The 26,128-nt window shown below is 58.7% G+C and carries 27 protein-coding genes and 1 tRNA gene; 13 read left to right on the forward strand and 15 right to left on the reverse strand.

Features of this window, described 5'->3' with window-relative positions; genetic code table 11:
- Nucleotides 1–9 precede the first annotated feature (9 nt).
- Nucleotides 10–84 (reverse strand) — tRNA-Val (locus NIM86_RS08635).
- Between the two features lie 125 nt (nucleotides 85–209).
- The gene (locus NIM86_RS08640) at nucleotides 210–2,264 is read right to left on the reverse strand and encodes a murein L,D-transpeptidase (protein ID WP_253381121.1); all 2,055 of its coding nucleotides are present in this window, start codon (nucleotides 2,262–2,264) and stop codon (nucleotides 210–212) included.
- A gap of 255 nt (nucleotides 2,265–2,519) precedes the next feature.
- Between NIM86_RS08640 and NIM86_RS08645 the strand changes: the two genes are divergently transcribed.
- Both NIM86_RS08645 and NIM86_RS08650 read left to right on the forward strand, forming a co-directional pair.
- A complete protein-coding gene (locus tag NIM86_RS08645) occupies nucleotides 2,520–4,139 on the forward strand; it encodes a fumarate hydratase (RefSeq protein WP_253381123.1) in 1,620 nt (539 codons plus the stop codon).
- A 146-nt stretch (nucleotides 4,140–4,285) separates the two neighbouring features.
- Nucleotides 4,286–4,897 (forward strand): L,D-transpeptidase, encoded by a 612-nt coding sequence (locus tag NIM86_RS08650; protein ID WP_253381975.1) that lies wholly within the window; start codon nucleotides 4,286–4,288, stop codon nucleotides 4,895–4,897.
- 65 nt (nucleotides 4,898–4,962) lie between these two features.
- Here the strand turns inward: NIM86_RS08650 and NIM86_RS08655 are convergent, their stop codons facing one another.
- The 3 genes from NIM86_RS08655 to NIM86_RS08665 form a co-directional block, all read right to left on the reverse strand.
- Nucleotides 4,963–6,015 carry a DUF3179 domain-containing protein gene (locus tag NIM86_RS08655; RefSeq protein ID WP_253381125.1) on the reverse strand — a complete coding sequence of 351 codons (1,053 nt, stop codon included), beginning with the start codon at nucleotides 6,013–6,015 and terminating at the stop codon, nucleotides 4,963–4,965.
- A gap of 79 nt (nucleotides 6,016–6,094) precedes the next feature.
- Nucleotides 6,095–6,709, reverse strand: a complete 615-nt coding sequence (locus tag NIM86_RS08660; RefSeq protein WP_253381127.1) for a pyridoxamine 5'-phosphate oxidase family protein — start codon at nucleotides 6,707–6,709, stop codon at nucleotides 6,095–6,097.
- On the reverse strand, nucleotides 6,706–7,056 hold the full coding sequence (locus NIM86_RS08665; protein WP_253381129.1) for a gamma-butyrobetaine hydroxylase-like domain-containing protein: 351 nt from the start codon (nucleotides 7,054–7,056) through the stop codon (nucleotides 6,706–6,708). The genes NIM86_RS08660 and NIM86_RS08665 overlap by 4 nt, the downstream gene beginning before the upstream one ends.
- Before the next feature lie 108 nt (nucleotides 7,057–7,164).
- Here NIM86_RS08665 and moaA point away from each other — a divergent pair, with 108 nt between their 5' ends.
- The 8 genes from moaA (at nucleotide 7,165) to NIM86_RS08705 (ending at nucleotide 14,059) form a co-directional block, all read left to right on the forward strand.
- Nucleotides 7,165–8,175: a GTP 3',8-cyclase MoaA gene (moaA, locus tag NIM86_RS08670; RefSeq protein WP_253381131.1), complete on the forward strand. Its 1,011-nt coding sequence runs from the start codon at nucleotides 7,165–7,167 to the stop codon at nucleotides 8,173–8,175.
- 183 nt (nucleotides 8,176–8,358) lie between these two features.
- The gene (locus tag NIM86_RS08675) at nucleotides 8,359–8,745 is read left to right on the forward strand and encodes a hypothetical protein (protein ID WP_253381133.1); all 387 of its coding nucleotides are present in this window, start codon (nucleotides 8,359–8,361) and stop codon (nucleotides 8,743–8,745) included.
- 163 nt (nucleotides 8,746–8,908) lie between these two features.
- Nucleotides 8,909–9,814: a DMT family transporter gene (locus NIM86_RS08680; RefSeq protein ID WP_253381136.1), complete on the forward strand. Its 906-nt coding sequence runs from the start codon at nucleotides 8,909–8,911 to the stop codon at nucleotides 9,812–9,814.
- Between the two features lie 120 nt (nucleotides 9,815–9,934).
- Complete coding sequence (mobA, locus tag NIM86_RS08685; protein ID WP_256478414.1) at nucleotides 9,935–10,573, forward strand: molybdenum cofactor guanylyltransferase MobA; 639 nt, start codon at nucleotides 9,935–9,937, stop codon at nucleotides 10,571–10,573.
- A gap of 98 nt (nucleotides 10,574–10,671) precedes the next feature.
- Nucleotides 10,672–11,424 carry a transporter substrate-binding domain-containing protein gene (locus tag NIM86_RS08690; protein ID WP_253381138.1) on the forward strand — a complete coding sequence of 251 codons (753 nt, stop codon included), beginning with the start codon at nucleotides 10,672–10,674 and terminating at the stop codon, nucleotides 11,422–11,424.
- Nucleotides 11,425–11,518: 94 nt separating this feature from the next.
- Entirely contained in the window at nucleotides 11,519–12,235 is a 717-nt protein-coding gene (locus NIM86_RS08695) for an ABC transporter permease (RefSeq protein WP_253381140.1), read from the forward strand.
- On the forward strand, nucleotides 12,232–13,101 hold the full coding sequence (locus NIM86_RS08700) for an ABC transporter permease (RefSeq protein ID WP_371872863.1): 870 nt from the start codon (nucleotides 12,232–12,234) through the stop codon (nucleotides 13,099–13,101). The genes NIM86_RS08695 and NIM86_RS08700 overlap by 4 nt, the downstream gene beginning before the upstream one ends.
- Nucleotides 13,102–13,177: 76 nt before the next feature.
- Nucleotides 13,178–14,059 carry an NAD(P)-dependent oxidoreductase gene (locus tag NIM86_RS08705; protein WP_253381142.1) on the forward strand — a complete coding sequence of 294 codons (882 nt, stop codon included), beginning with the start codon at nucleotides 13,178–13,180 and terminating at the stop codon, nucleotides 14,057–14,059.
- A gap of 13 nt (nucleotides 14,060–14,072) precedes the next feature.
- On the opposite strand, the gene NIM86_RS08710 is transcribed toward NIM86_RS08705, so the two are convergent.
- From NIM86_RS08710 to NIM86_RS08720, 3 genes are all read right to left on the reverse strand, one after another.
- Entirely contained in the window at nucleotides 14,073–14,549 is a 477-nt protein-coding gene (locus NIM86_RS08710; RefSeq protein WP_253381981.1) for an Lrp/AsnC family transcriptional regulator, read from the reverse strand.
- A 90-nt stretch (nucleotides 14,550–14,639) separates the two neighbouring features.
- Nucleotides 14,640–15,311, reverse strand: coding sequence for a uracil-DNA glycosylase family protein (locus NIM86_RS08715; RefSeq protein ID WP_371872864.1), 672 nt, complete (start codon nucleotides 15,309–15,311; stop codon nucleotides 14,640–14,642).
- 1 nt (nucleotide 15,312) lies between these two features.
- Nucleotides 15,313–15,924 carry a glutathione S-transferase family protein gene (locus NIM86_RS08720; RefSeq protein WP_253381144.1) on the reverse strand — a complete coding sequence of 204 codons (612 nt, stop codon included), beginning with the start codon at nucleotides 15,922–15,924 and terminating at the stop codon, nucleotides 15,313–15,315.
- Between the two features lie 211 nt (nucleotides 15,925–16,135).
- On the opposite strand from NIM86_RS08720, the gene NIM86_RS08725 reads away from it, so the two are divergent.
- The gene (locus tag NIM86_RS08725; RefSeq protein WP_253381146.1) at nucleotides 16,136–17,677 is read left to right on the forward strand and encodes a sensor histidine kinase KdpD; all 1,542 of its coding nucleotides are present in this window, start codon (nucleotides 16,136–16,138) and stop codon (nucleotides 17,675–17,677) included.
- Between the two features lie 34 nt (nucleotides 17,678–17,711).
- Here NIM86_RS08725 and NIM86_RS08730 read toward each other — a convergent pair whose 3' ends face one another.
- Nucleotides 17,712–18,701 (reverse strand): nicotinate-nucleotide--dimethylbenzimidazole phosphoribosyltransferase, encoded by a 990-nt coding sequence (locus NIM86_RS08730; protein WP_253381148.1) that lies wholly within the window; start codon nucleotides 18,699–18,701, stop codon nucleotides 17,712–17,714.
- Nucleotides 18,702–18,855: 154 nt separating this feature from the next.
- Here NIM86_RS08730 and NIM86_RS08735 point away from each other — a divergent pair, with 154 nt between their 5' ends.
- On the forward strand, nucleotides 18,856–19,053 hold the full coding sequence (locus tag NIM86_RS08735) for a DUF1289 domain-containing protein (RefSeq protein WP_256478416.1): 198 nt from the start codon (nucleotides 18,856–18,858) through the stop codon (nucleotides 19,051–19,053).
- An 18-nt stretch (nucleotides 19,054–19,071) separates the two neighbouring features.
- Nucleotides 19,072–19,770, forward strand: coding sequence for a TIGR02281 family clan AA aspartic protease (locus tag NIM86_RS08740; RefSeq protein ID WP_253381152.1), 699 nt, complete (start codon nucleotides 19,072–19,074; stop codon nucleotides 19,768–19,770).
- A 16-nt stretch (nucleotides 19,771–19,786) separates the two neighbouring features.
- Here NIM86_RS08740 and NIM86_RS08745 read toward each other — a convergent pair whose 3' ends face one another.
- The 6 genes from NIM86_RS08745 to NIM86_RS08770 all read right to left on the reverse strand — a co-directional run bounded on the left by NIM86_RS08745 (nucleotide 19,787) and on the right by NIM86_RS08770 (nucleotide 26,122).
- Entirely contained in the window at nucleotides 19,787–20,599 is an 813-nt protein-coding gene (locus NIM86_RS08745; RefSeq protein WP_253381985.1) for a sulfite exporter TauE/SafE family protein, read from the reverse strand.
- A 43-nt stretch (nucleotides 20,600–20,642) separates the two neighbouring features.
- Nucleotides 20,643–21,653 carry a tRNA dihydrouridine(20/20a) synthase DusA gene (gene dusA / locus NIM86_RS08750; protein ID WP_253381154.1) on the reverse strand — a complete coding sequence of 337 codons (1,011 nt, stop codon included), beginning with the start codon at nucleotides 21,651–21,653 and terminating at the stop codon, nucleotides 20,643–20,645.
- Nucleotides 21,654–22,238: 585 nt separating this feature from the next.
- Nucleotides 22,239–23,141: a bifunctional 5,10-methylenetetrahydrofolate dehydrogenase/5,10-methenyltetrahydrofolate cyclohydrolase gene (locus tag NIM86_RS08755; RefSeq protein WP_256478417.1), complete on the reverse strand. Its 903-nt coding sequence runs from the start codon at nucleotides 23,139–23,141 to the stop codon at nucleotides 22,239–22,241.
- Nucleotides 23,142–23,171: 30 nt separating this feature from the next.
- Nucleotides 23,172–24,056: a formyltetrahydrofolate deformylase gene (gene purU / locus NIM86_RS08760; RefSeq protein ID WP_253381156.1), complete on the reverse strand. Its 885-nt coding sequence runs from the start codon at nucleotides 24,054–24,056 to the stop codon at nucleotides 23,172–23,174.
- A gap of 29 nt (nucleotides 24,057–24,085) precedes the next feature.
- Nucleotides 24,086–25,009, reverse strand: a complete 924-nt coding sequence (gene folD / locus NIM86_RS08765; RefSeq protein WP_253381158.1) for a bifunctional methylenetetrahydrofolate dehydrogenase/methenyltetrahydrofolate cyclohydrolase FolD — start codon at nucleotides 25,007–25,009, stop codon at nucleotides 24,086–24,088.
- Nucleotides 25,010–25,144: 135 nt separating this feature from the next.
- Nucleotides 25,145–26,122 carry a methylenetetrahydrofolate reductase gene (locus NIM86_RS08770; protein WP_253381160.1) on the reverse strand — a complete coding sequence of 326 codons (978 nt, stop codon included), beginning with the start codon at nucleotides 26,120–26,122 and terminating at the stop codon, nucleotides 25,145–25,147.
- Between the last annotated feature and the right edge of the window lie 6 nt (nucleotides 26,123–26,128).

A 26,128-nucleotide genomic window follows, 5' to 3' on the forward strand; every position in this document is an offset into this window, starting at 1 on the left:
AAGTAAGAATGGTGGGCGGTACTGGGATTGAACCAGTGACCCCTCGCGTGTGAAGCGAGTGCTCTCCCGCTGAGCTAACCGCCCTTCTACAGGCCACCGAAACGATCTGCGGCCCTGAACCGCGCGTCCTATACGGGCGGCAGCTTTACTCCGTCAAGCATCCGCCCGAACGAATCGGAACATAAAGGATTGCGTGGGGCTACGTTCGATCAGATCGCGCGTGATCCACTGACCTTGTCGAGCGACTCCAGCAAATGCGCGTCCCGACCGTAGACGTCCTCGAAGACGTTGACCCGTCCATCTTTGTCCGGCCATGCGGTGAAATAGCCAAGATAGACCGGCAATTTCACGTCGACCGGCTGTCGCTCGCCATTCGTTGCCGAACCCAACCGAGACGCGATGGTGGAGGTGTCGGTACCGAGAACCTTCGCCGCCATCAGGCGGGGGTCGGATAGGCGCACACAGCCATGCGAATATGCCCGTTTGCTACGCGAAAACAGATGTTTGGTCGGCGTATCGTGCATGTAGATATTGTGCCTGTTGGGGAAAAGGATCTTCAGTTCGCCTAGCGCATTTCTCGGCCCCGGCTTTTGGCGCACACCGACGTTCAGGCTTGAAGGCGACGTCCACCAGTTGACGGCCGACGATGAAACCTGCCGTCCGCCTTTGACCACCTCATATCCATTCCGGTCAAAATAGCTCGGATCGGACCGGAGTTTGCCGAGATATTCGTTGACGATGATCGAGCGGGGCAATCCCCAATAGGGCCGAAACACGACGGTCTCGATTTCATCATAGAAGAAGCTCGTCTGATTGGTCTTTGTGCCGACAACGACAGCCATCTGCGTGTCTTCGATGCCGTTTTCGTAATAGCGAGCGACATATTCCGGCTGGTTGATAAACACGCGCCGCGGCCCGAGCTCGCGCGGAAGCCACCGAAGACGCTCCAGCGCCAGTTCGACCTTTTCGATCTTTTCGGCCGGGCTGACCGGCACGAGGCCGGAAATGGTGCGCGGGCCGATAACGCCGTCTGCTTTAAGGCCAGCATTCTCCTGCAGCGCCTTGACCAGCGGCACGAGTTCAGCCGCGTAGGTTTCGCCGCGATGAGCGACAAGCGCACTACGATGTTCGGCAAGAACCGACGATGGCGCGGTCGCTTCGACAATCGTCAGGAAATCAGCAAAGCGGGGATCGTTTGCACCCGCTTTCCACAGTACGCGCCCCTTGATCTGCGGCAACTTCGATGATTTGCCACGAAGGTCGGCCAGTTCCGACAGAAGGCGCGCATAGGATGGATCTTTCGGCGCCAGATCTCGCGTCGCGGCTGCGGGGGTTTTTCCCCCGGCGATAGCGTTCAGAAGCGCGACGCCGTCGAAGGACTGGCGCGGCAGATCGTGAAAACCTGATAAGGCATTGGCGTCGAGCCGGCCAATCGCCAGATCACGTCCGTAACGCATCAGGCGCGCGGAGAGAGCCATCTCGAAACGGATAGCAAGATCGCGGACGCTTTCCATACTCTGCTTTGGATCGATAGCGCCTGTCGTCTCTGCGCTTGGCGCAAGGTTTGGCGACTGCGTTTTCCGCTCTGAGGAGGCTGTAACAGGAATTGCCAGTGAACGTGCGACAACCGGCTCTTCCTGCGGGACCGGCGTTCCAAGCGCATAGTCGGCGACACGCAATCCATCATCTTCGGCGGCAGAGAGTAATGCCAGCGCAGCGCGGGCGTTCTGGTTGGGTTTCAGCCCATCCAGCCAAAGCGGTTCTGCGTGGCGGGCGTAAAACTGCGTCAACGCTTTAGCGATCTCCGGTTCGGCCTTCAGATCGTAGCTGTCGAGCCGCGGAAGCAGAGAAAGAAACAGACCGCTACCGACGAGATTTGAGCGCTCCGGCCGAAGGGCCCGAAGTGAAGCGAAATCGACAGACGTCATCGAAGGCGCGGTAAACGCCTTGAACGTTGGCGGCGCGACCTTCTTTATCGGCGCGACGGCGCGCTGCTGCGACTGCTGCGTCGAGCGACGGATCACCCGGCGCTTTTGTACAGGAGCACGGCGAATGACGCGGCGCTGTGGCGCGCGGCGGATAACGCGGCGCTCATTTCCGCCTCCTCCACGAAGGATTCTCTGGAAAACACCTGGAAGGCTGCCGCGATCGGACACAAGGCGAACGTCGATATCCTGCGCCATGACCGTATCGACGGGTATGGCGATCCCAAAACCGATCGCGAAAAAGACGAGCGTCTTCAGTGAAGGTCGGCGCAACAACATCAAATCTTCCTTGCTCAAAGCGCGATTGGCAATCTGGTCGCTACTTGGATACGTCGTAGAAACGACAACAGTTCCATCGATTCAGTCAGGCCATCCTATCGGAAACGGATCGGCTGTTTAAAGCTATGTCCCATTCCTCCATAAATGGTTTCCAAGACGTGACATTCCGGCAACCCTTATGGTCGATTTGCAATTGGTGCGCGGATCGCTAAGACCCGGAACATCAAGCTTTTTGCGTAAATGGGAGAACTGGCCATGGCTCAGGCCGCGATCACAGAAATCTTTCCGCTTGCCGAGGATGAGACGCCCTGGCGCAAAATTTCCAGTGAGTATGTGTCGGTCGATTCGTTTCGCGGCGAGGAAATGCTGACGGTTGAGCCGGAAGCTCTACGGCTATTATCCGAAACGGCCTTCGCCGACATCAACCACCTGCTTCGTCCTGGCCATCTCGAGCAACTTCGCAAGATTCTCGATGATCCCGAAGCCACGGAAAACGACCGTTTCGTCGCCTTCGACCTGTTAAAAAACGCAAATATCGCTGCAGGCGGCATCCTTCCGATGTGTCAGGACACCGGCACGGCCATCGTTATGGGAAAAAAGGGGCGTCGGGTGTGGACCGAAGGCGGCGACGCCGATGCCCTAGGTCAGGGCGTTCTTGACGCCTATGAGAAAAAGAACCTCCGCTACAGCCAGCTGGCGCCAATGAAAATGTTCGAGGAGAAAAACACCCGCAACAATCTGCCAGCGCAGATCGACATCTACGAGGAAGGCGAAGACGCCTACAAGTTCCTCTTCGTCGCCAAGGGTGGCGGCTCGGCCAACAAGACTTTTCTTTACCAAGGCACCCCTTCCCTTCTGACACATGACCGGATGATCGAATTTTTGAAGGAGAAAATCCTGACGCTCGGTACGGCGGCCTGCCCTCCATACCATCTTGCCATTGTGATCGGCGGGACGAGCGCGGAGATGAACCTAAAGACGGTCAAACTGGCGTCCACCCGCTATCTGGATGGCCTGCCCACCGAAGGATCGGAAAGCGGCCACGCTTTTCGTGATCTGGAAATGGAAGCCGAAGTCCACAAATTGACCCAGCAGATGGGCGTTGGCGCTCAATTTGGCGGTAAATACTTCTGTCACGACGTTCGCGTTATCCGCCTTCCCCGCCATGGCGCATCGCTTCCAATCGGCATCGGGGTTTCCTGCTCGGCCGACCGCCAGGCGAAGGGCAAGATCACGAAGGATGGCATCTTCATCGAGGCCTTAGAGCGCGATCCGGGCAAATATCTTCCGGAGATCGAGGACGCTCATCTGGGCGGCGAAGTTGTGAAGATCGACCTCAACCAGCCGATGACTCAAATCCTGAAGACGCTCTCGGAACAGCCGGTAAAGACTCGCCTTTCACTGACAGGACCGATCATTGTGGCCAGAGATCTGGCCCACGCGAAAATCCGCGCCCGACTGGAAGCGGGCGAGGAAATGCCGGACTATTTCAAGAACCACCCGATTTATTACGCCGGTCCGGCCAAGACACCGGAAGGCTACGCGTCGGGCTCGTTCGGACCGACGACGGCCGGACGGATGGATTCCTACGTCGATCAGTTCCAGAGCTTCGGCGGCTCGATGGTGATGCTCGCCAAGGGCAACCGGTCTGCACAGGTGCGTCAGGCCTGTGGACGCCATGGCGGCTTCTATCTCGGCTCCATCGGCGGACCTGCGGCGCGGCTGGCCCAGGATTGCATCAAAAGCGTCGAGGTCGTGGAATATCCGGAACTCGGGATGGAGGCGATCTGGAAGATCGAGGTCGAGGATTTCCCGGCTTTCATCGTCATCGACGATAAGGGCAACGACTTTTTCAAGGAGTTGAACCTGAGCTGACGGCTGCGACGCTATGGCGGATTTACAACAGTGCGAGAACGGTCCGATCGCCTCACGCAAATGTGATCGCCGCGTTATTTGACCCTTAACCGGTCCTTGCGGAATCTCCCCCACGACTTTGGATAAAGGGGACCGCTCGCATGAGAATGATTCGTAAAGCCGCCGCCATGCTCTTGTCGATTGGCATAGCGCTACCGGGCGTCGCCATAACCACGACCCCGGCCTCTGCTGAAAATGGGTTTGTGAACTTTCTGCGAGGCGGCCGCGAACCGATCCGCCACGGCAAATTCCGCTCCAACAAGAGCCCTGTCCCACGCAAAACGGTGCGGTTCGACAAATATCCGGCGAATACGATTTTTATCGATACCGCAGAACGCCGGCTCTATTATTCGCTGGGCAATGGCAAGGCCATCCGGTACGGCGTCGGTGTCGGTCGCGACGGCTTCCGCTGGTCCGGTTCTCATAAGATCACCCGTAAGGCAGAATGGCCGGGATGGACGCCGCCAGCGGTAATGCGCGCCAGGGTCAAGCGACAGACAGGGCGCACGCTCCCTGCTTACGTTCCCGGCGGCGAAGACAATCCGCTCGGTGCGCGCGCTCTTTACATCGGCTCGACCATCTACCGTATCCACGGCACCAATCAGCCTTGGACGATTGGCAAAGCGATGAGCTCAGGCTGCATCCGAATGGCGAATGACGATGTTATGGACCTCTACCAGCGCGTTGGCGTCGGAACGCGGGTCGTGGTGCGCCAGTAAGACGGACGATAGCCGCAATCTCCCTATTGCGCAGGGCCGTCCGAAGGGCGGCCCTTTTTTGTTTACTATGGTCGGAGTGACGGATGCTCGACCGATGAGGTCGGCGCTTCCATACGGTTGCGGCCCATAATGGGAATATCAGGATGAAAGGCGTGGGCGACGAAAGCGAAGGTCTCATGCGCCACAACAGGCTTTCCATCGCGTTCAACCGCTATCTGCATAAGCTTGCGTCCATTCGATATGGCCGCATCGTCTAGTGCCGACGCCACCGTTCCCGATTGGCGGATCGTGACGCCATTCTTTTGGAAACGCCCGTCCTTCAAAGCGTCGAGCGCCACGATCAACGGCTCTTCATCATTGGCGTTCGGCACGACGACGACGCGCGCCATGGCAGGCAAATCGTCGGGCAAATTGCCGCGATAGAGAAAGGGCCGTGAGGTCGTATCGTAAGCGACGTAGGGATTGCGCCCGTAAGGACGCAGGCTTGGATCGTTCGGCACCAATACCTGCGCAGAAGGATTGCTCTTGCGGAACGAGCCAAAGGCCTCGGTCGAGGAAGGAAGCGTCTTGAGCGCTTTTCCCGCGTGACGACCGACAATGGCCTGACCGGTAAATTGCTGCCACCAGCTTTCGGTCGCGCGGTCATACATCACCAGATCGGAATTGCGCAGACGGCCCGTGGTGCCGAACGTCGTTGCCTCGCCATCGATGCGTCGGTCGAAAACGATTGCGGCATTGCAGAGAGGGCAGTAGGTCACCGCCACCGGTGTGCCGGCGACGACGTCATTGACGATCTCGTGATACATCATGATCTGCATTGGGTAGGCGCGAACCTCACCCCCATGGCGCAGCACCATGACCGGCTCGCTTTCGCCGACATCGTCGATCTGCACGGCCGGTTCGAACTGTGGCTCATCAATGGAAGGGATACCGTCTTTCGGCGGTCCGCCAGACTGAATTTCAGAAAGCGGTACAATGGCTTTGCCGAAGTCGGTCGTCCACTCCGAAAGGCCGGCGATCGTTGGCCGGCCCGCCGCCTCCTGTGCCGAGACCTCGGAGAGGTCGAGGCTGGCTGTGCACAAAGCGCCGACGAACAGCGCCAAAGCCACTTTCGTCATCGATCATCCTCCCTCGCCGTCACGGTGACAACAACGTTCGTCGGAAGGCAGATGTTACGCTATAAGTCGCGGTCGACGCCTAGAACAGCGTTTTGGATGCTCGCTCCTGCCAGGCCCGATCATAGGTATCGCCGCCTTCGCGATTATCGCTCGCCTCGGCGAGCATCTCACCGGCGGTCGGCAATTCGCCAGCAGCTGCAAAATAGTCGGTATTCCAGAGTTCGGCGCGCATTACGGCCCGCGCACATTGGAAGTAAACGCTTTTGATCTTCACGACGATAGCGCTGCGCGGCTCTTTTCCGTCTCGTTGCAACGTCGCCAACAGATCGGCAGCGCATGTGACGATTGCCTCGCCATTGACACGAAGAGTTGTTCCCGATCCCGGAAGCAGGAAGAGAAGCGCCACCCGCGGATCGCCAACGATATTGCGCAAGGTGTCGATGCGATTGTTGCCGCGCCAGTCGGGAATGATCAGCGTGCGGTCGTCGGCGATGACCACGGCCCCGCCGCGCTCGCCCCGCGGCGAACAGTCCAACCCATCCGGTCCGGCGCTGGCCAGCGCGAAAAAAGGCGACGCCTCCACCAGCTTACGGTAGGACGGTATCAGCCGATCCTTCTCCTTGACGATGGAGGCGGGCGCCGGCTCACCGTAGATTTCTTCCAGAATGTCTAGATCGACCGGCTCCCAGGTCAACGGCTCAGCCCCTTCTCTTCCAGTTCTTTTAGATAGCCGGACCAGCGCTCATCCATAGTGTTCGCCAGGTCGGAAAAGAAGAGCCAGGTGTAGAGGCCGGTATCGTGCATATCGTCGAACCCGATACGAACTGCATAATTGCCCACCGGACTGACCGACAGAATGAGGACGTCTTTTTTACCCGACTGCAATTTTCGCTGATCGGGCGAATGGCCCTGCACTTCCGCGGACGGGCTGAAGACGCGCAGCATCTCTGCTGGAAACTTTGTGGCCGTGCCGTCCGGCCAGTCGAGACTGAGCGAACGGCGATCGGATGCGACACGTAAGGCTTTCGGCGCCTTGACCACCACCTGTTCCTTCGGTCTGGTTGCGGCTCGTAGAAGTTAGGCATATTTGTAGCCTGTGGTCAGCGCAAGATGCGCATTGGCTGCGGGGAAACGACAAAGGCGACTTTAATGTCTGGTGAGACCCAGCCCGCCATGATCGACCCGTTCGGTCGGCATGTAACTTATCTGCGCGTATCTGTGACGGATCGCTGCGATTTCCGCTGCACCTATTGCATGGCGGAGAATATGACGTTTCTGCCGAAAAGGGACCTCCTGACGCTGGAGGAGCTCGACCGTTTGTGCTCGACCTTTGTCGCCAAGGGCGTCCGCAAATTGCGCTTGACGGGCGGTGAACCGCTCGTGCGCAAAAACATCATGGGCCTTATCCGCAATCTTTCCCGTCATCTGCAGACGGGCGCTCTCAGCGAACTGACCCTAACCACCAATGGTAGCCAATTGGCGAAATATGCCGATGAGCTGGCCGACTGCGGTGTTAAGCGGATTAATGTCTCCGTCGATACGCTCGATCACGACAAGTTTCGCAAGATCACCCGATGGGGCAATCTCGGCCAGGTGATGGAAGGGATCGCGGCGGCGCAGAAAGCCGGGATCGACATAAAGATCAATGCCGTTGCGCTAAAAGATTTCAATGATCGCGAACTGCCCGCAATGATCGAATGGGCGCACGGTCAGGGCATGGATTTCACGGTCATCGAAACAATGCCGATGGGCGAAATCGATGTCGACCGGACCCATCAATACCTGCCTCTGTCAGTCTTTCGAGAACAACTCGAAGAGCGCTGGACGCTTCGCGACATTCCGCTCAAGACCGGCGGCCCGGCCCGCTATGTCGAGATCGCGGAAACAGGCGGACGGCTCGGCTTTATCACGCCACTGACGCATAATTTCTGCGAAGGCTGCAACCGGGTCAGGCTGACATGCACGGGCACGCTCTATATGTGCCTTGGCCAGGACGATGCTGCCGATCTGCGCGCAACGCTCCGCGCCTCGGAAAGCGATGAAGCGCTATCGTCGGCGATTGACGAAGCGATTGGCCGCAAACCAAAAGGCCACGATTTCGTCATCGATCGGACCGCTCGCCCCTCCGTCGGGCGTCATATGAGTGTCACCGGCGGTTAGCAGGGCGCCAAAAACTTCCATCGCAGCGCAACGCATCCATTCGGCTCGCCATGCATTGGCTTTAATGAACGACCGGAGGATGACATGAAACCAATCGTATTCGGCAGAATCTCGAGCCAAGGCCGCGGCCTACTTGCGGCCTGCATCCTTGTGGCATTCACTCTGCCAACGACTGCAGACTCGTTGACCTACCGTAACGACCGGTTTGGAACGACGATCCGCTTCCCGACAGACCTTTTCGATACGCTATTGCCGCCCGCAAACGCTGATGGACAGACGTTTCTGGGTCCGGACGAAGCGGAGTTGATCGTTTATGGTAGTCGAGGCGAAGACTTTCGCCAGATGGCAGATCAGGCTCGTCAGCAACTTGGCGACATCACACTCGATCGCGTCACGCGAGACTGGTTCGCGATTTCCGGTTTCGATGCCAATGGCAATGTCTTTTACCAACGAACCGAGCGAGGTGCCGGCGGGGTTCTCCACACGGCCATCCTGCGCTACCCGCCATCGCAAAAGCCCTCTATCGATCCGCAGGTCGGTCGAATCATGCGGACACTCGCCGGTCCCTGAATGACTGCTCCGAATAGCTACTCATCACTTTTCGCACAGCTCGCCATCTATCTCGTCGTCGACCCATAGGATAAGGCTCTGAAAGCGCGCCGTGGACGGCCTTTCTTGATGAGTGTTTGCCTTGCCATTTCAGACCGTTCGGCCGTCTCGCCTGCCTAAAAATATGAAAGCCGCGTTGCTGACGCTTCTCGGTGTCAGCGCTTTCGTCGTGAACGACTCGCTTTCGCGTGTAGCGGGTACGCATTTGCCCGTCAGCCAGGTGATGCTGATCCGCGGCGTGTTTGCAGCCCTGACCCTCTACATATGGCTGCGCTGGCACGGGCCGTTACCCCCGCTTCGGGATATGCTGGATCGACGCCTTCTGGCGCGAAACGTTTTGGACGGGTCGGCAACCATACTTTTTCTTATCGCTCTCGCTCAAATGCCTTTGGCCAATGTGTTTGCAATTCTTCAGGGAATTCCTCTTGCAGTCACGGCTGGAGCGGCGCTTTTGTTGCGCGAGCCCGTGGGCTGGCGGCGGTGGTCGGCCATCGGCATAGGCTTCATTGGCGTACTGATATGCCTGCGCCCAGGCGCAGACGGCTTCAGTGTCTATGCAATATGCCTGTTGGTCAGCGTTATCTGCTCGGCCCTACGAGAGATCGTGACGCGCACAATCCGCCCGGAATTGCCCTCGACAGTGGTGGCCTTTGTTACCTCTATCGCCGTAGGACTGTTCGGCCTTCTGATCCTGCCGTTCGAGTCCCGGTCCTGGCAGGTCGTATCTACCCCCGATCTCGCTGCGCTTTTCTTTGCTGGGGTATTCGTCGTTCTCGGATTGCTTGCGACGACTGCCGCTGTGCGTAGCGGCGATGTCTCGTTCTCTGCACCTTTTCGCTACGGCAACCTCCTCGTCGCAATTCTCATCGGGTGGATATTTTTCTCCGAACTGCCTGACTTCGTCACCCTGATCGGCGCGGCGGTCATTGTCAGTTCCGGCCTTTTCACCCTCTACAGAGAGAATGTACGGACAGACGCCAAGCCAATCGCCGCCGAAAATATGGCGCGCGGCGCGCCACGCGGCATCTGACCGCTTCTCAGCCATTCTATCATTCTGACACTTGTCAAAGTTGCATCGAACAAAAGCTAACGTCTAACGTTACCCGTCTGGATGTGAACACACGGGGCTGCCCAGAGGAGTATCCAGGAGTTGCAACCGGCAGGTATTATCCTTGCAGGCGGTCAAGCGCGCCGGATGGGAGGCGGCGATAAACCGCTTCTTCGACTGGGCGACCGACCGATAATCGACAACGTTATAGAGCGGCTTCAACCTCAGGTCAGCCGGCTTGCCATCAGTGCCAACGGCGATCCTTCCCGCTATGCGCATTATGGCCTGCCGGTAATCGAGGACGATGAGCAACTCGGCCCGCTTGCTGGCGTACTGGCAGGGATGGAATGGGCGATTCAGCAGGAGAACCCGGCGTCCCACCTCATTACCGTTTCGGGCGACACTCCCTTTTTGCCGTTGGACCTTGTTCTGAGGTTGGAGCTTGCGTCCGAAGGCGAGAACGACCGTATAGTTCTGGCGACATCCGGCGGGCGTAGACATCCCACGGTGTGCCGCTGGCCCGTTTCCATGCGGCTAGCGCTCAAGGAATGGCTGACGACATCGGAGACCTATCAGGTTCTCGGCTTCATTCATCGGCATGATTTTGCCCTGGCTGACTTTCACGGCTCCGATGGTGACGATCCGTTCTTCAATATCAATACGCCTGAAGATCTGGAACGCGCTCGTGATAGAGAGAAGCAGATGCAACTTAAGCAGCAGAGCCTCTCAGAAAGGCATTGAAGGGGATTGCCTTTTCCCTTCGCAGTCTGCGACTAATTCCACATGCATAGTAAGCGCCGGCAATCGGCTGGCGCTAAAATGAGAAGGATCAAACGCTTATGATGATACGCCGCACATTTCTCGCTCTTTCCGTCATGGCGCTTACCGTCCCAGCCGCCCTCGCCCAGGACAAAATGACCCTGAAGATTGGCAGCGAAGGCGCATATCCCCCGTTCAACCAGCTCAATTCCAACAATGAGTTGGAAGGCTTCGACATCGACATCGCTCGCGCCCTCTGCGAGGAGATGAATGCTGAATGCGAATTTGTCACGCAGGATTGGGATGGCATCATTCCGGCGCTGCAGGCCGGTAAGTTCGATGCAATCATCGCATCCATGAGCATTACGCCGGAACGCCAGGAGCAGGTGACGTTTTCCGAGCCGTACTACACCAACTCGCTCCGCCTGGTCACCGCAAGCGATGGCGACATCAAGGACGCCACGGCTGAGACCCTGTCCGGTAAGACCATCGGCGTTCAGCAAGGCACTGTCGCCGAAACCTATATGACCGAGAATATGGGCGATGTTTCGATGAAGCCTTACCCGACACAGGAGGAGGCTTATCTCGACATGAAGAATGGCCGCCTCGACGGTGTCGTGGCCGATTTTGGCGTACAGGACGAGTTCGTCAAACAGAACGAAGGCTTCGAGGTCGTCGGCGATCCGCTTCTGGAAGATGACGAGATCGCAATCGCCGTGCGTAAGGACGAGCAGGAGCTGGCCGACAAGTTCTCGGCGGCCATCAAGGCGATCCGCGACGATGGTACCTATCAGAAGATCAACGAGAAATATTTCGGCTTCGACATCTACTGAGGCTGAGAGCAGGGCTCCGGCCCAGTAAGTTCTGCCCGGTCGGATAACGACCTTTCCGGCCGGGCGCTTCGTTTCAGTCAGCGGGACTTAGCGGATGGAGAATGATATCCTGCCTTTGCTGGGATTCGGCGCTGATGGATGGGGTGACCAACTCCTCTGGGGCGCAATTCTTACGGTTTCTCTGGCGCTGTCGACGCTGCCGCTCGGCCTGACTCTCGGTTTTCTCGTTGCTCTTGGCCGCCGCAGCGAAGAACGTTCCCTGCGTTTCAGCGCAACGCTTTTCACCACCATCTTTCGCGGCTTACCTGAACTTCTAACGCTCTTTCTGATCTACTACGGCGTGCAGATCGGTCTTTCTGCAGCACTCAGGGCGATCGGCATTGAAACGGTCGTCGAGATAAACGCTTTCGCTGCTGGTATGATTGCGCTCGGTCTGGTCTTTGCGGCATACGCGAGCGAAGTCTTTATATCCGCGTTCGCCGGCATTGCGGACGGCCAGTCCGAAGCCTCACGAGCGCTCGGCATCGGCCGGCTCACGACGATGCGGCGCGTCATCATGCCACAGCTTTTCCGGCTGGCCCTCCCCGGACTTGGCAATCTATGGCTCATCCTGTTGAAGGACACAGCGCTCGTATCCGTCATTGGCTTGTCCGACATTCTCCGTCAAAGTTCGATTGCCGCACGTGTTACACAGGAAGCGCTTCTCTTTTATTCGATCGCCTGTCTGATCTACCTGGTGCTTTCACTTATCTTCACCCTCCTGATCGGACAGCTTGAACGGCGGTTCGACCGCGGGCTGGTTCGATCATGAGCGCGACGTCCATCGGTAGCAGCGAAGCCACTGCCGGAATGCCTCCGGCTTTCGGGATCGAAGCGCGGCCTGCGCCCGATCCGACACCGCGTGGTTGGTCCGCTGCCCGGATCGGCGGATATGCAATTGCCGCGATCTGGCTTGGAGTCCTGGCGCTTCTTCTGTTTTATCTCGTCAGCGTTTTTTCTCCGGAATTCATGAAGCGGTATGGGCCTCGTTACCTGAACGGCCTGTGGACGACATTGCTTCTGGTCGGGATCTCCGTGGGGATAGGCGGCCTCCTGTCGTTACCTCTCGCGCTGGCGCGTCTGTCCGCTATTCCGTTCTTAAACGGCCCCGCGCTGGCCTATACGACATTCTTTCGCGGCACCCCGCTCATCGCGCAGACATTTCTCGTTTATTACGGGCTCGGCGCGCTCAATGCGGAACTGAAAAGCATTGGGTTGTGGTGGTTCTTTCGCGAAGCCTGGTACTGCGCAATTTTCACCTTCTCGCTGCACACTGCCGCCTATCAGGCAGAAATCCTGCGCGGTGCGATTCGCACGGTTCCGAACGGACAGCGGGAAGCTTCCAAGGCGATGGGCCTTTCGCGCTGGACGACCTTTCGTAAGATCATCCTGCCACAGGCGCTGATCGTCGCGCTCCGTCCCTATGGCAATGAGATCGTCTTGCTGATCAAGGCCTCGGCCATTGTCGCAGTCATCACTGTCTATGATTTGATGGGTCAAACGCGATTTGTTTTCTCACGATCGTTCGATTTTCAGGCCTATCTCTGGGCAGCACTGCTTTATCTGGCGATTGTCGAGGTGTTGCGTCGGCTATGGGACGTGCTGGAAGGCCGCCTGACACGCCACTTGAAAAGATAATATAAAATCAAATAGCTGGACAGAGATTCGGAATCGAAATTCGAACATCCTGATTCCGTTTATGAGGAGAGTTTTCATGGCCAGAACGGCATTCATCGGCTTGGGCGTTATGGGATTTCCGATGGCCGGGCATCTGAAACAGAAGGGCGGGCACGATGTCACCGTCTACAACCGGACTGCCAATAAAGCCGACGAGTGGGTTGAGACCTATGGCGGCTCCCGCGCCGACACGCCTGCCGAAGCCGCACGTGACGCCGACTTCGTTTTCACCTGCGTCGGCAATGATGACGATGTGCGGTCTGTTGTTTTCGGTGATGACGGCGTTCTATCCGCCATGTCGGACGGCGCGATCCTGATCGACAACACAACCGCCAGCGCAATGCTGGCCAAAGAGATCGGTAAGGCCGCTGAAGAAAAGGGCGTAGGTTTCATCGACGCACCCGTCTCCGGCGGTCAGGCAGGCGCGGAGAATGGCGTTCTGACGGTTATGTGCGGTGGCGACGAGGCTACTTTCGCCACGGCGAAACCCGTCATCGAGAGCTATGCCAAGATGGTCGGGCTGCTTGGTCCGACCGGATCGGGCCAGCTCGCAAAAATGTGCAACCAAACGGCGATTGCGGGGCTGGTTCAGGGGTTGTCGGAGGCCATTCACCTTGCAAAAAAATCCGGCCTGGACGTCGAGAAGCTGATTGAGGTCATTTCGCAGGGCGCTGCCGGCTCATGGCAGATGGAAAATCGGTACGCCACCATGAATCGCGGCGAATTCGATCACGGTTTCGCGGTGGACTGGATGCGTAAGGATTTGGCTATCGTATTGCAACAGGCAGACGAGATCGGCGCAAGCCTCCCGGTAACGGCGCTGGTCGACCAGTTCTACAAGGATGTGCAACGCATGGGCGGCAAGCGGTGGGATACATCATCGCTGATCGCAAGGCTGGAGTCTTTCGACCAGGAGTGATTGGGATGGGCGGCTACTCGCCCTTTTCCACCACCATGTAATCGAGCGGCAACTCGGTCGTGTATTTGATCCGCTCCATTGCGAATGCCGACGAAACATCGCTGATTTCGATTTTCTCGATGAGCCTGCGATAGAAGGCATCATAGGCAGCGATGTCGGGCACCACCACCCGAAGCAGATAGTCGACATCGCCGCTCATGCGGTAAAATTCCTGTACTTCCGGGAATGAAGAGATCACCTCGGCAAACCGCTTGAGCCATTCGACCGAGTGCGAATTGGTGCGTATGGAGACGAAGACCGTAACCGCGGCATTGACCTTGGCCGGATCGAGGATGGCGACCCGACGCTTGATGACGCCTTCTTCTTCCAGTTTCTGGATGCGCCGCCAGCAAGGGGTGGTGGAAAGGCCCACCTTTTTGGCAATGTCGGCAACGGCGTAAGTGGTATCTTCCTGCAGAATACGCAGGATCTTCCGATCCAGTCTGTCCATCATGTCCTCTGGTCGTGCGGGGAGGCATTGAGCGCCTTTTGCAGCAAAGCCGCCGACTGAGCAAGGACGCGATAACAAGGCTGTCCTGCATCACTCGTTGTTATAAAGTTCATCCGCTACTCGTGCCCGCAGAACAGGCAGCACTTCCTCTTCAAACCAAGGATTGCGTTTCAGCCAGCCCGTATTGCGCCATGAAGGGTGTGGCAGCGGAATGACCGCCCTGCCCTGCTTCGCTTCGGTTCTGTCTAAAATGAACCGCCAATTCCTTACGGTCTCTGTCATGCTGGGCTGCCGAAGTACTCCGAGATGATAACGCTGGCTGTAGAGACCGATACACAAAACCAGCCTTACGCTTACCATCTGCGCCATCAGCCCATCGCGCCATATCGGAGCGCATTCGCGGCGCGGTGGAAGATCGCCGCCGTTTTTGTCGTAACCGGGAAAACAGAATCCCATCGCCGCGATCGCGATGCGGGACGCATCGTAAAACGTTTCTCGATCAACGCCCATCCATTCGCGCAACCTGTCGCCGGATCGGTCGTTGAAGGACTGTCCAGTTTCATGAACCCGCAAACCCGGAGCCTGACCAGCAACTAGGATAGTTGCGGACCGCGTGACGCTGAGAGTCGGGCGAGGCTGGTGCGGAAGCGGCCGACCGATCGGATCGTCTCGGCAGATCGTGCACTGACGGATCGTCTTCAGATAATCGTCTAGCGAGAGGTCGTTCTCGGTCGTTGGCGCGTCCGCTCGTCGAGAAACCAAGTCACGCCTTGTAGCTGGGACGCGCTTGCATTCGTTCCACATAGCTTGTGACGTTTGGCACATCGTCTGGCATGGCGATCCTGGCCGGTTTCATGAAACCGGCCGCCACCATGGCGGTGATGTCAGCGACCGTGAACCGATCCGTTATCAAAAATTCGCGGTCGGCCAAATGCTGATCCATCAAACGAAGATAGTCTGCGACCCGTCCGCGATTGGCGATGCCCCACTCCTCGACCTGAGGCACCTCCCAGTCTTTCATGGCGGGATGAGTATGCCGGAACGCCTGCGCAGTCGGATAGAGAAAGTGAAGTTCTATCTGCCTCTGCCACATCTCGACCTGCGCTCGCTCAAGCGCTGTCGTGCCGAAAAGCGGCGGTTCCGGATTCAACTCCTCAAAATAGCGGCAGATTGCGATGCTTTCGGTGAGGATCGTGCCGTCGTCCAGTTCAAGAACAGGAAGGCGTTTGAGGGCATTGCGTTTTGAAACTCTCTCGCTCGTATGCTCAAGAGCGCCCATATCGACCGGCTCTAGCGGAACATCGATACCCTTTTCGGCAAGATAAATCCGTACCCGCCTGGGATTGGGCGCCATACCGCCATCGAACAGCTTCATCGTTTCGGTCTCCTGACATCACGAGACCGAAGATGTAGCAGTTTAGCGCATTTCGCGACAGGCGAGGACGCTCCATCCCCATGCATGGCGTATGGCAGGACATGGCTCGGAAACACCATCTTAACCGTGCCTCTCCACACTTGTGGAGTTGCAACATCCGCTCTGGGTCGGGCGGGTGCGGCCATGGCTGAAATCTGTCACGTTGATCAATATGTCCTTCACCGAAGTCGGCACCGCCGACAAGATCATTGTCGATAGACGGAAGCGCTCGCGCAATGCGACGTTGGCGCGCACCTTGCGCGAACAGCGTGACAAGATGCGCGAGCGGTCCGGCGACGTGCATTTCGCCCGTACCTTGGTGCTCATCAACGCGCGGACAATCCGCTCGACTGCGCTTCTGTTCCCCGCAATAGCACTGGCTATCGCAGCGCTTGGCCTCTATCGAGGTACGCCATCGATTGCTCTCGCATGGGCGCTCGGCTCGTTGATCTGCTTTATCCCGCGTCAGATTGTCGCATGGCAGGTATTGCGATTGCCGGAAAGCAAGGTCGATCTGAACGCCTATCGGACCTGGTTCCGCATCACTCATATTATCGCCAGCCTGCCGTGGGTCGCTTTCATCTTCGTGCCCTGGCACATCACCGGCGTTGCGGGCGACATGGTGTTTCGCGCTGGCTCGATGCTCCTCGTCATGGCGGCAAGCGCCTTTATCATGAGTTCGATCCGCGGCGTGCTGCTTCTATCCTTCGCTCCGGCCGTCGGCGCTTTCTGTTTCGAAGCGGTGCGCAACGGCGATCCGACCAGCGCGATGCTGGCCTTGATGATGATGGTCGGTCTCGTTTTCTTCATTTTCATGGCGCGACAACTGCATGCCAGCCAACTGTTGGAAATTTCCTACAGGGCGGAGAAGGATTCGCTGATCGCCGAGCTCGAAACCGCCAAGGGGATTTCGGACGAAGCGCGCCGTCGCGCGGAAGAAGCGAACCTTGCCAAAAGCCGGTTCCTCGCCTCCATGAGCCATGAATTGCGGACGCCGCTAAACGCCATCCTCGGCTTTTCCGAGGTGATGGCCGAGGAAGTTCTCGGCCCAATGAAAAACGATACCTACCGAGAATATGCCAGCGACATTCACGCTTCCGGAAAACACTTGCTCGATCTGATCAACGAGATTCTCGACCTCTCCCGTATCGAAGCGGGCCGTTATCAGATCAATGAAACAGCCCTCTCCCTCGCCTTTCTGATCGAAGAGTGCTGCCACATGGTCGAACTTCGAATGCGCAATAAGGACGTGCAGCTCGATATGAGGATCGAACCGGGCCTTCCTCTTCTGACCGCCGACGAGCGCTCGGTGCGACAGGTCCTGCTAAATCTTCTGTCTAACGCCATCAAGTTCACCCCGGCGGGCGGTTCGATCACGGTCAAAGCCGGGTGGACTACCAAGGGCGGGCAATACATCTCCGTCGCTGATGACGGACCGGGCATCGCAGAAGAAGAAATACCCGTCGTGCTTTCGGCCTTCGGCCAAGGCTCGATCGCTATAAAAAGCGCTGAACAGGGAGCCGGGCTCGGCCTGCCGATCGTTCAGGCCATTATGCATATGCACGATGGACAGTTCACCCTGCGCTCGGAGTTGCGCCAGGGCACCACGGCTATCGCGAGCTTCCCGAAGAAGAGGGTCATGGTCGACCCACCGCCTTTGGCATCACAACCTGCGTCATCGTCGACGGAACAGGTCGAACCGGCAGCTCAGTAGTCCACCCTAGCGATTGCGAATGCGATATCCGGCCTTATTCGGCGCGGTCGGGCTGTGTCACGACCGAGCACGTATTCACAGCCGTTTTAACGATGCCGGCGCCAAGAGCAGCGGATGCACCGTCATCGGTGTCTAGACCGTAATCGGGCAGAGTCGTCATACCAAACCGGCGAGTCGCGAGAGAAACGCCGGGCCGATGGCCCGGATCGGCGAGAATGCAATGGCCCACTGTCATGGCGTTCGCCTTGTGCAAAACCGCTACAACTGCCAGCGCAGCGCGGCCGGATATGACCACCGGCACGTTCTCCATCCTGGCTGCCAGAAGAAGGCCTGCCATGGCCGCATGCTCCCGCCCGCCCAAGCGACGAAGCGCTTCGAACGGGTCGGACAGGTGGCCCTTATGGCAACGCAGAGCAGTTTTTACGGTCTCGGCACGCACTTCTGAAAGCTCATCAGTCGCCTCGCCCAAGAAGACATCCGCCGGCTCGCCAAGCATCGCGGTCAATAGGGCCACGGAAGATGCTTCACTTCCCTCCCCCATTGCTCCGACCGCGACCAGATCAACGCCACCCGCCATCGCCTCCATACCGAAAGCCATGGTGGCCGCACAGCCGCGTTCGTCCAAAGACGCTTCGGCGCGCATATCAGCGGTTGGATGATCCAGCGCCAGGTCGAGAATGCGCAGGCCCACATCCTGCGCGACGCAGACGCCATTGACCGGGCTGCCGCCCGCAGCGGCAAGATCCACTGCGGCCTGCGTGCGTGACATATCCCATGGCGTATCATGAGCTGAGGCATGGCCATGGTTTCCCGCAAAGACCGCGCAAAGCGGCCGTACAACAGGTTGAAGTGCCCTGCCGGACCATTTGGCGTACCAACTGGCGATCTCGCCGAGCCGGCCTAGCCCTGCGTCGGCGTATTTCGCTTTCAGCGCATTAGTGACCGTCTCACCAGCGGCGTGATCCGGCGGCGGCAACATGGTCAGCAGATTACGAAAATCGTCGAAGGGAAGGCCGGACGCCATAATGTCTCCCGGTTGGAATGGCCGATCGGCCCTAGTTGAATAGAGGATTGCTGCCTCGCCTTACTGTCTCTGGCTATCGTGAACAAGTCGGCGCCTGCCTCTAAACTTGCGGTCCGACTGTCCGATCACCATTTGATGGGGCGGAGACAAATTCTTGAAACCATCGCCTCTTTCACCCTGCAATCGAATTTGCACTTTGGACGACAAGGCGCACATGTGTATCGGCTGTGGCCGAACGCGCAGCGAGATCGCCAACTGGTCAGCCATGGATGATCGGACACGGCGGGTTATAATGTCCCAATTACCGGCGAGAATGGCGAGAGCGGGAATCAGGCCGGAAGAATGGCAGTGATGAGGAATTGAACGGCGAATGCTGAAATGGATCGCCATAGGCGGCATTGGAGTGCTGCTGATCATCTATATGCTCGAAAGCGGGCTTGTGGAGTCGCTCGGTTTGCCCGCCGAAGACGGTGCCGACGTCATCTACCTTTCATTGTGGGCCGCGATGCTGGCGCCAGTAATTCTGTTCTCCGGTATGCCATTCGGGCGGCTCTTCCGCAGCCTTGCGACCTGGGTCGTAATCGGCCTCGTACTGGTCGTCGGCTATGAGCGGCGTGACGAACTGGAGAGCTTCGCGCTTGATATTTCGGCTGGCCTTTCGCCCGGAACGCCCGTCACATCGGTATCGGACGATGGCCGCCCGACCGTTACGCTGAAGAAGGGTTTGGGCGGCCATTTCTATGCTCAGGCAAAGCTGGACAAAGCCGAAATTCGGATGCTCGTCGATACCGGCGCGACCACCACGACTTTGCGTCAGAGCGATGCCGAACGGATTGGCATCGACCCGCGAGACCTACGTTTCATTCTTCCGGTTATGACGGCAAACGGCCCGACCCTTGCCGCGCGCGCGAACGTGTCGCGCTTTTCCGTCGGCGGCATCGAGCGCCGCGACGTGACGATCATGGTCGCAAAGGATGCGCAGCTGGGACAGTCCCTGCTTGGCATGAACTTTCTCGGCTCGCTCGAAGCTTTCGAATTTCGCCGCGATCGCCTTGTTCTAAAAGGCTGAGAAAAGCGCCTGAGCCTCAGACGAGCGAATAGAAAAAGCGTGCGGCGACTACGAGCAGAAACAGGCCGAAACCAATGCGCATGGACCGCTCGGGCAGTCGATGCGCCATGGCGACACCGACCGGCGCCATGAGCAACGTCACCGGCACGAAAATCGCGACGGCCATGCCATTGACGAAGCCGAGCGAGAACGGCGGCAGACCCTCTGCATCCCAGCCTGCCCAGATGTAGCCGAACAGGCCAGGCACCGCGATGAGAACGCCGACCGCCGCGGATGTCGAAACCGCCTCCTTCATCGGGCGGTTGTAGAGGGTCATGAACGTATTGGTGAGCACGCCCCCGCCGATACCCATCAATGCGGACAAAAGCCCGATAAAGAAACCGACAACGCTCCGTCCGGCTTTGCCGGGAAGATCCTGACCGAGCGAAAATGTCACGCGGTCGAACAGAAGGCGGATCGCAATGAAAACCGATATTGTGGCAAAGATCGCTCGCAGCGTATCGCCGGATATCGAAGCGGTGATGGCGCTCGCGAAGATCGCGCCTGCCGGCACGGCGAAGAGAAAGATCCCGAGTAGCCCATCGTTCATCTGGCCATAGGCGCGGTGCGACAGGTAAGAGCGCAAGGACGTCGCCACTATCACCGCCAGCGAAGTCCCGACGGCAAGATGCATGCGAATTGACTGACCAACATCGGCAAATGTCAGCATCTGATCGAGAACGGGCACCAGGACCGCGCCCCCGCCTATCCCGAAAAGCCCGGCCAGAAAGCCCGCCAAGGCGCCGGAAACGATCGCGAGGACACCGAAACCGATCAGTTCGGGCGTCATATAATCGGTGATATTCAATCGCGGCATTCCTTCGGAAGGCTGATCATGCGACCGCCGAGGCGGGAGCGCTCCCCTCCAGATGAGGCGAGACGGCCGCGAATGCCTTGGCAATGACCGTTGAGGCTGCATCCGTTTGCGTCGCCTCAGTTGAGAGTATTTGGCGCCAGCGACGTGCGCCGGGCAAGCCAGCGAACAGGCCAACCATATGACGCGTGACGGCAGACAAACGTCCACCCCGCGCAATGTGTCGCGTGGAATAGTCCATCATCGCTTCGATGATCGCGGGCCAGTCGGGGTCGAATGGCGCTTCGCCGAAAAGCGTGTCGACGCCGGTCAAAAAGCCCGGTTCGCTGTAAGCCTTTCGCCCAACCATCACACCATCCATGATCGTCAGATGATCCCGCACGGCGTTCATTTCGGTTATGCCGCCATTAATGCCGATGAACCAGTCAGGATGCTCTTTCTTCAGCCCGTGAACGAGCGGGTAATCGAGTGGCGGAACAGTGCGGTTCTCTTTCGGCGACAGACCCTGCAACCATGCCTTCCTCGCATGAACCCAGAGCGCGTCCGCGCCTGCCTGCCGCATGCGGCGGGCGAAATCCGGCAGAACCTCCTCCGGCGTCTGATCGTCGACGCCGATGCGGCATTTCACCGTGACGGGCACACCCGCTGCCGCCTCTTTCATCGCCTGCACACAAAGCTGCACCAGCGCAGGATCGCGCATCAGGCACGCGCCGAAAGCGCCGGACTGCACGCGGTCGGATGGACACCCTACGTTTAGATTGATCTCGTCATAGCCAAAATCGACGCCGATGCGCGTCGCCTCGGCCAGTTTGACAGGATCGGAGCCGCCGATCTGCAGGGCGAGCGTGTGCTCGGTCTCGTCGTGCCCGAGCAACCGTTCGCGATCGCCATGAATGATGGCATCGGCAACCACCATCTCGGTATAAAGCAGCGCCCTGCACGTCAGTTGGCGGTGAAAGTACCGGCAATGCCGATCCGTCCAATCGATCATGGGCGCGATGGCAAATTTTCTGGCGTCAGATAGGGTCATTATTCAGAGACAGATAGAGGGTGCAAGTGCTGGTTTTCGGGCAAATTGGATGATGTTGCCCTAGGCCATATCATAATTGACATTGATGTGCATTTGCCGGCCAGAACCTGGGTGGAAGCGGGTCTGTATGAGTTTCGTTTTAACCTACAACCATTTGGCTTTCTTGGCATATTGAAAGCGAAAAAGATAGGAGCCTACGTTCGGGTTCAATAAGAACGTTGTTTCTCGTATTTTCAGTTGACGTGACTTTGACAGTGCCAAGTGAAGTCCATGTCCAACAGCGCTACCCGTCCAAAACGTCCAGTCTGTATTCTAATCGCGTCAGACATGGCTTCAATTTACACGAGGCATAGCCGAATTTCGAGTGTCGCACCCTTGGCATGGATCTCGACGGCTCTCGGGACTATGGCGAGTTTCTGTTCAAGGAGTTCCCTTCCGTCGGGGGGCACGAGACAGCCGCGCATTTGAATATCCTGTTGAGACTCTCCAAACGGCGGGCACGCCGGAGTATCGTCAGTGAATGCCAGCGTTACGGCTTTCGGTAACTCTTCGTCATGCTGTGTGGCGAGGCGAACCCTCGGGGTATCAACCGGGTCTTGCACCGTTGGTTGCATATTCCCCGCTATATCGTTCCATTTGCATTCGTGTCGCAAGGACCGCGTTTTGCATGAGAGTGGCGACGGTGACCGGGCCGACGCCGCCAGGCACGGGGGTAATCCAGCCTGCCACCTCGGCACAGCTTTCGAAATCCGCATCGCCAACGGTCCGCGCTCCCTCGGGCGTCTCAATCCTGTTGATACCGATGTCGATGAGAGCCGCCCCTGGTTTCAGCATGTCCCCGGTTACAAGGCCGGGTTTGCCGACCGCGACGAAAACTGCGTCGGCGCGGCGGGAATTCACCGCGACCTGACGGGTCATGTGGTGGCAGACAGTGACTGTCGCGCCAAGGCCCATCATCAGAAACGCAATAGGTTTTCCGACGATTTCGGAATGCCCGATCACCGTCACGTCCAGACCTTCGATAGTCAGTGGCAGCGTTTTCAGCATCTCGACGGCTGCAACGGCGGTACAGGGCCCGAGCGCCAGATCGTTGTAGACGATATTGCCGATCGAGGCGGGGTGCATGCCCTCGACATCCTTGAGAGGATGCACCGTACGCTGAAGCGTGCGGACCGGCAGATGCGTCGGCAATGGGCGCTGGATGATAACGCCATTGACACTGGGGTCTGCGTTGAGGCCGGCTAGGACTCCGGTCAGTTGTTCAAGGCTGATCGTTTCGGGATAGTTTCGAGCCTCGAAGGCGATGCCGGTGGCCTCTGCCCGCCGGCTCTGGTTGCGCACATAAAGCTCGGCCGCGGCGACATCGCCGACGGAAATCGAAACGAGCTTCGGCGGCCAGCCCGCGGAGGCGAGTTCCTCCGCTTCGGCTGCGGTCGCGGCGCCCATGCGCGCAGCAATCCCTTTGCCATCGATGCGAGTTGCCGTCATGGCCAGTTCCTTCGTCTCTATTCCCACACGTCATCCCATCTTCTCGGAGGCGTAGCCTCCTGGGCTTGTCGGAAAGACGACGGTCTTGTTTCCGTTCACGAAGGCCCGGTTGTGGATGTGGGCGTGAACGGCGCGGGCCAACACCTGGCTCTCCACATCCCGCCCAAGGCTCACATAGTCCAGTGCGCTCTGCGCATGGGTCACGCGGACGGTCTCCTGCTCGATGATCGGGCCTTCGTCGAGATCGGCGGTGACATAATGCGAAGTCGCGCCGATGAGCTTCACGCCGCGCTCGTGTGCTTGCTTGTAGGGGTTCGCCCCCTTGAAGCTCGGCAGGAAGGAATGGTGGATATTGATGATCCGGCCCGACATCTTCTGGCACATGTCATCGGAGAGCACCTGCATGTAGCGGGCGAGCACGATGAGTTCGGCGCCGGTGTCCTCGACCACGTTCATGATCTGCGCCTCGGCCTGCGGCTTGTTGGCCTTGGTGACCTTGATGAAGTGGAAGGGAATGTCGTGGTTCACCACCACCTTCTGGTAGTCCATGTGATTGGAGATGACCGCGACGATGTCGATGGGCAGTGCACCGATCCGCCAGCGGTAGAGAAGATCGTTCAGGCAATGCCCGAAGCGCGAGACCATGATTATCACCTTCATCTTCCGGGAATTGTCGTGGAAGGCGAAGGTCATGCCAAGCCCTTCGGCCACTTCGCCAAAGGCGTCGCTCAGTGCGTCGAGCTCCGCCCCTGTTTCGCTATCGAAGCTGACGCGCATGAAGAACCGACCGGTCTCCATATCGTCGAACTGGGCGCTGTCGGTGATGTTGCAGCCGTTATCGGCAAGGAAGGTGGTGATCGTCGCGACGATGCCGCGGGTCGAAGTGGCTTGAACAGTCAGGGAATAGTTGCTCATCGGATTGTTGTCTCGTCTCGAAATTCAGGTCAGAGGCTTGGCGCGAGCCCCTCGGGCTCGTCCAGCTGGTGGATGCGGCAGGCGGCTGTCAGTGTATTGACCAGCAGGCAGGCGATGGTCATCGGCCCCACCCCGCCCGGCACCGGCGTGATGGCCCCGGCGGTCGCAAAAGCGCCGTCGAAATCGACATCGCCTACCAGACGCATCTTGCCCTCGCCTCGTTCCGGCGCGGCAATGCGGTTGATGCCGACATCGATCACCACGGCCCCCGGCTTGAGCCAATCGCCCTGGATCAGATGCGCCCGCCCGGCAGCTGCGACAACGATGTCGGCCCTCCCAACCACATCGGGCAAATTTCGGGTTCGGGAATGAGCCATGGTCACGGTGCAGTCATGACCCAGCAGGAGGGCCGCCATAGGCTTGCCGACGATGTTCGAACGCCCGACCACGACCGCCTCGCGGCCTGCGAGCGATCCCAGATGCGCCTGCAGCAGCATCAGACAGCCAAGTGGAGTGCAGGGCACCAACGCGCCCTGTCCGGTACCGAGGCGCCCGACATTGGTCGGGTGAAAGCCGTCGACGTCCTTGCGTGGGTCGATCGCCTCAATGATGACGCCCGGATCGATATGGTCCGGAAGCGGGAGCTGAACAAGGATGCCGTGCACGTCGGCGTCGGCATTCAGCTGGTGGATCAGGTCGAGGAGACGTTGCTGCGTCGTCTCAGCGGCGAGACTGTGCTCAAAGCTCCGCATGCCGGCAGCGGTCACCGCCCGCTGCTTTGACTGTACATAGACGCGACTTGCAGGGTCGTCTCCGACAAGCACGACAGCGAGGCCGGGGACGACATCGCCTCTGGTTGCGAGACGGCCGACTTCATCGGCAACCCGCTCGCGCAACTGCTCCGAAAACCGTTTGCCATCGATCAGGGTCGCCTTCTTTGCGATGTCATCCATGGCCACGACTCTCCCGGTCGCGGGAATCCATCTCCCACGTCACAATCTTCATTCTGCGTTTTCCTCCCTTTCGCACCGAGTGCCGGTGACTTCGCGGTGGCGCTTCGGGTCACGCCGCCGCTTCTCGGACCCACATCAGGCCAAGATCTTGCGCTCCTTCAGTATCCCCGACCGCTCCACGATATCGGCCACCTCGTGTTCGCGCCTGTAAGCCATGACGTGAACTCCGGAGACGCCGGCAATCGCACGGATTTCCTGGATCAGTTCGACACAAAGCCGCTTCCCTTCGGCAGCCTGATCCGCCGCGCCCTCGACGCGTGCAATCACATCATCGGGAATGTGAATTCCGGGCACATTCTTGCGCATCCAGCGCGCGGCGCGGCCCGAGGCGAGCGGACCAACTCCGGCGAGAATGTAGACCTTTTTATCCAGCCCCTCATCGCGGACCCGCGACATGAATTTCTCGAACAGCGGAATGTCGAAGATGTAGTTTGTCTGGATAAAGTCGGCGCCAGCGGCAATCTTCTTCGCCAGCCGGTGCGGGCGCCAGTCATGAGGCGGCACACAGGGATTCTCGGCTGCACCGAGGAAGAGGCGTGGCGGGGTTGTAAGCTTCCGCCCCGACAGAAAGGTCCCCTCGTCGCGCATCTGGCGGATCGTACGCAGAAGCGACAGCGAATCGAAGTCGAACACCGGCTTTGCACCCGGCTGATCGCCAACACCGACGCCATCGCCGGTGAGGCAGAGCATGTTTTTCACCCCCATGGCCGCGGCGCCGAGCACGTCACCCTGAATGGCGATCCGGTTCCGGTCGCGGCAGGAAATCTGGTAGATCGTGCTATGGCCGGCCCGCGTCAGCAGCGCGCAGATTCCGATCGAGGACATGTGACAGTTGGCGCCCGACGCATCCGTCGCGTTAAGGCTGTCGGCTACCGGAAGAAGCGGGCGCGCGGCCGCGTAGACATCTTTTGGGTCGGCACTGTCCGGCGGATTGAGCTCGGCGGTGATGGCAAAGGTGCCCGCCCGCAGCAGCGCCTCCAGCGGGCTGTCGGAAACCAGCGCCGGCGATGAAGCGATTGCGGCGGGGGCGGGTTCGACAACTGCCGTCTGCATCCCGGC

The organism is Notoacmeibacter sp. MSK16QG-6 (genome assembly GCF_024158145.1).
GTDB lineage: Bacteria > Pseudomonadota > Alphaproteobacteria > Rhizobiales > Rhizobiaceae > Notoacmeibacter.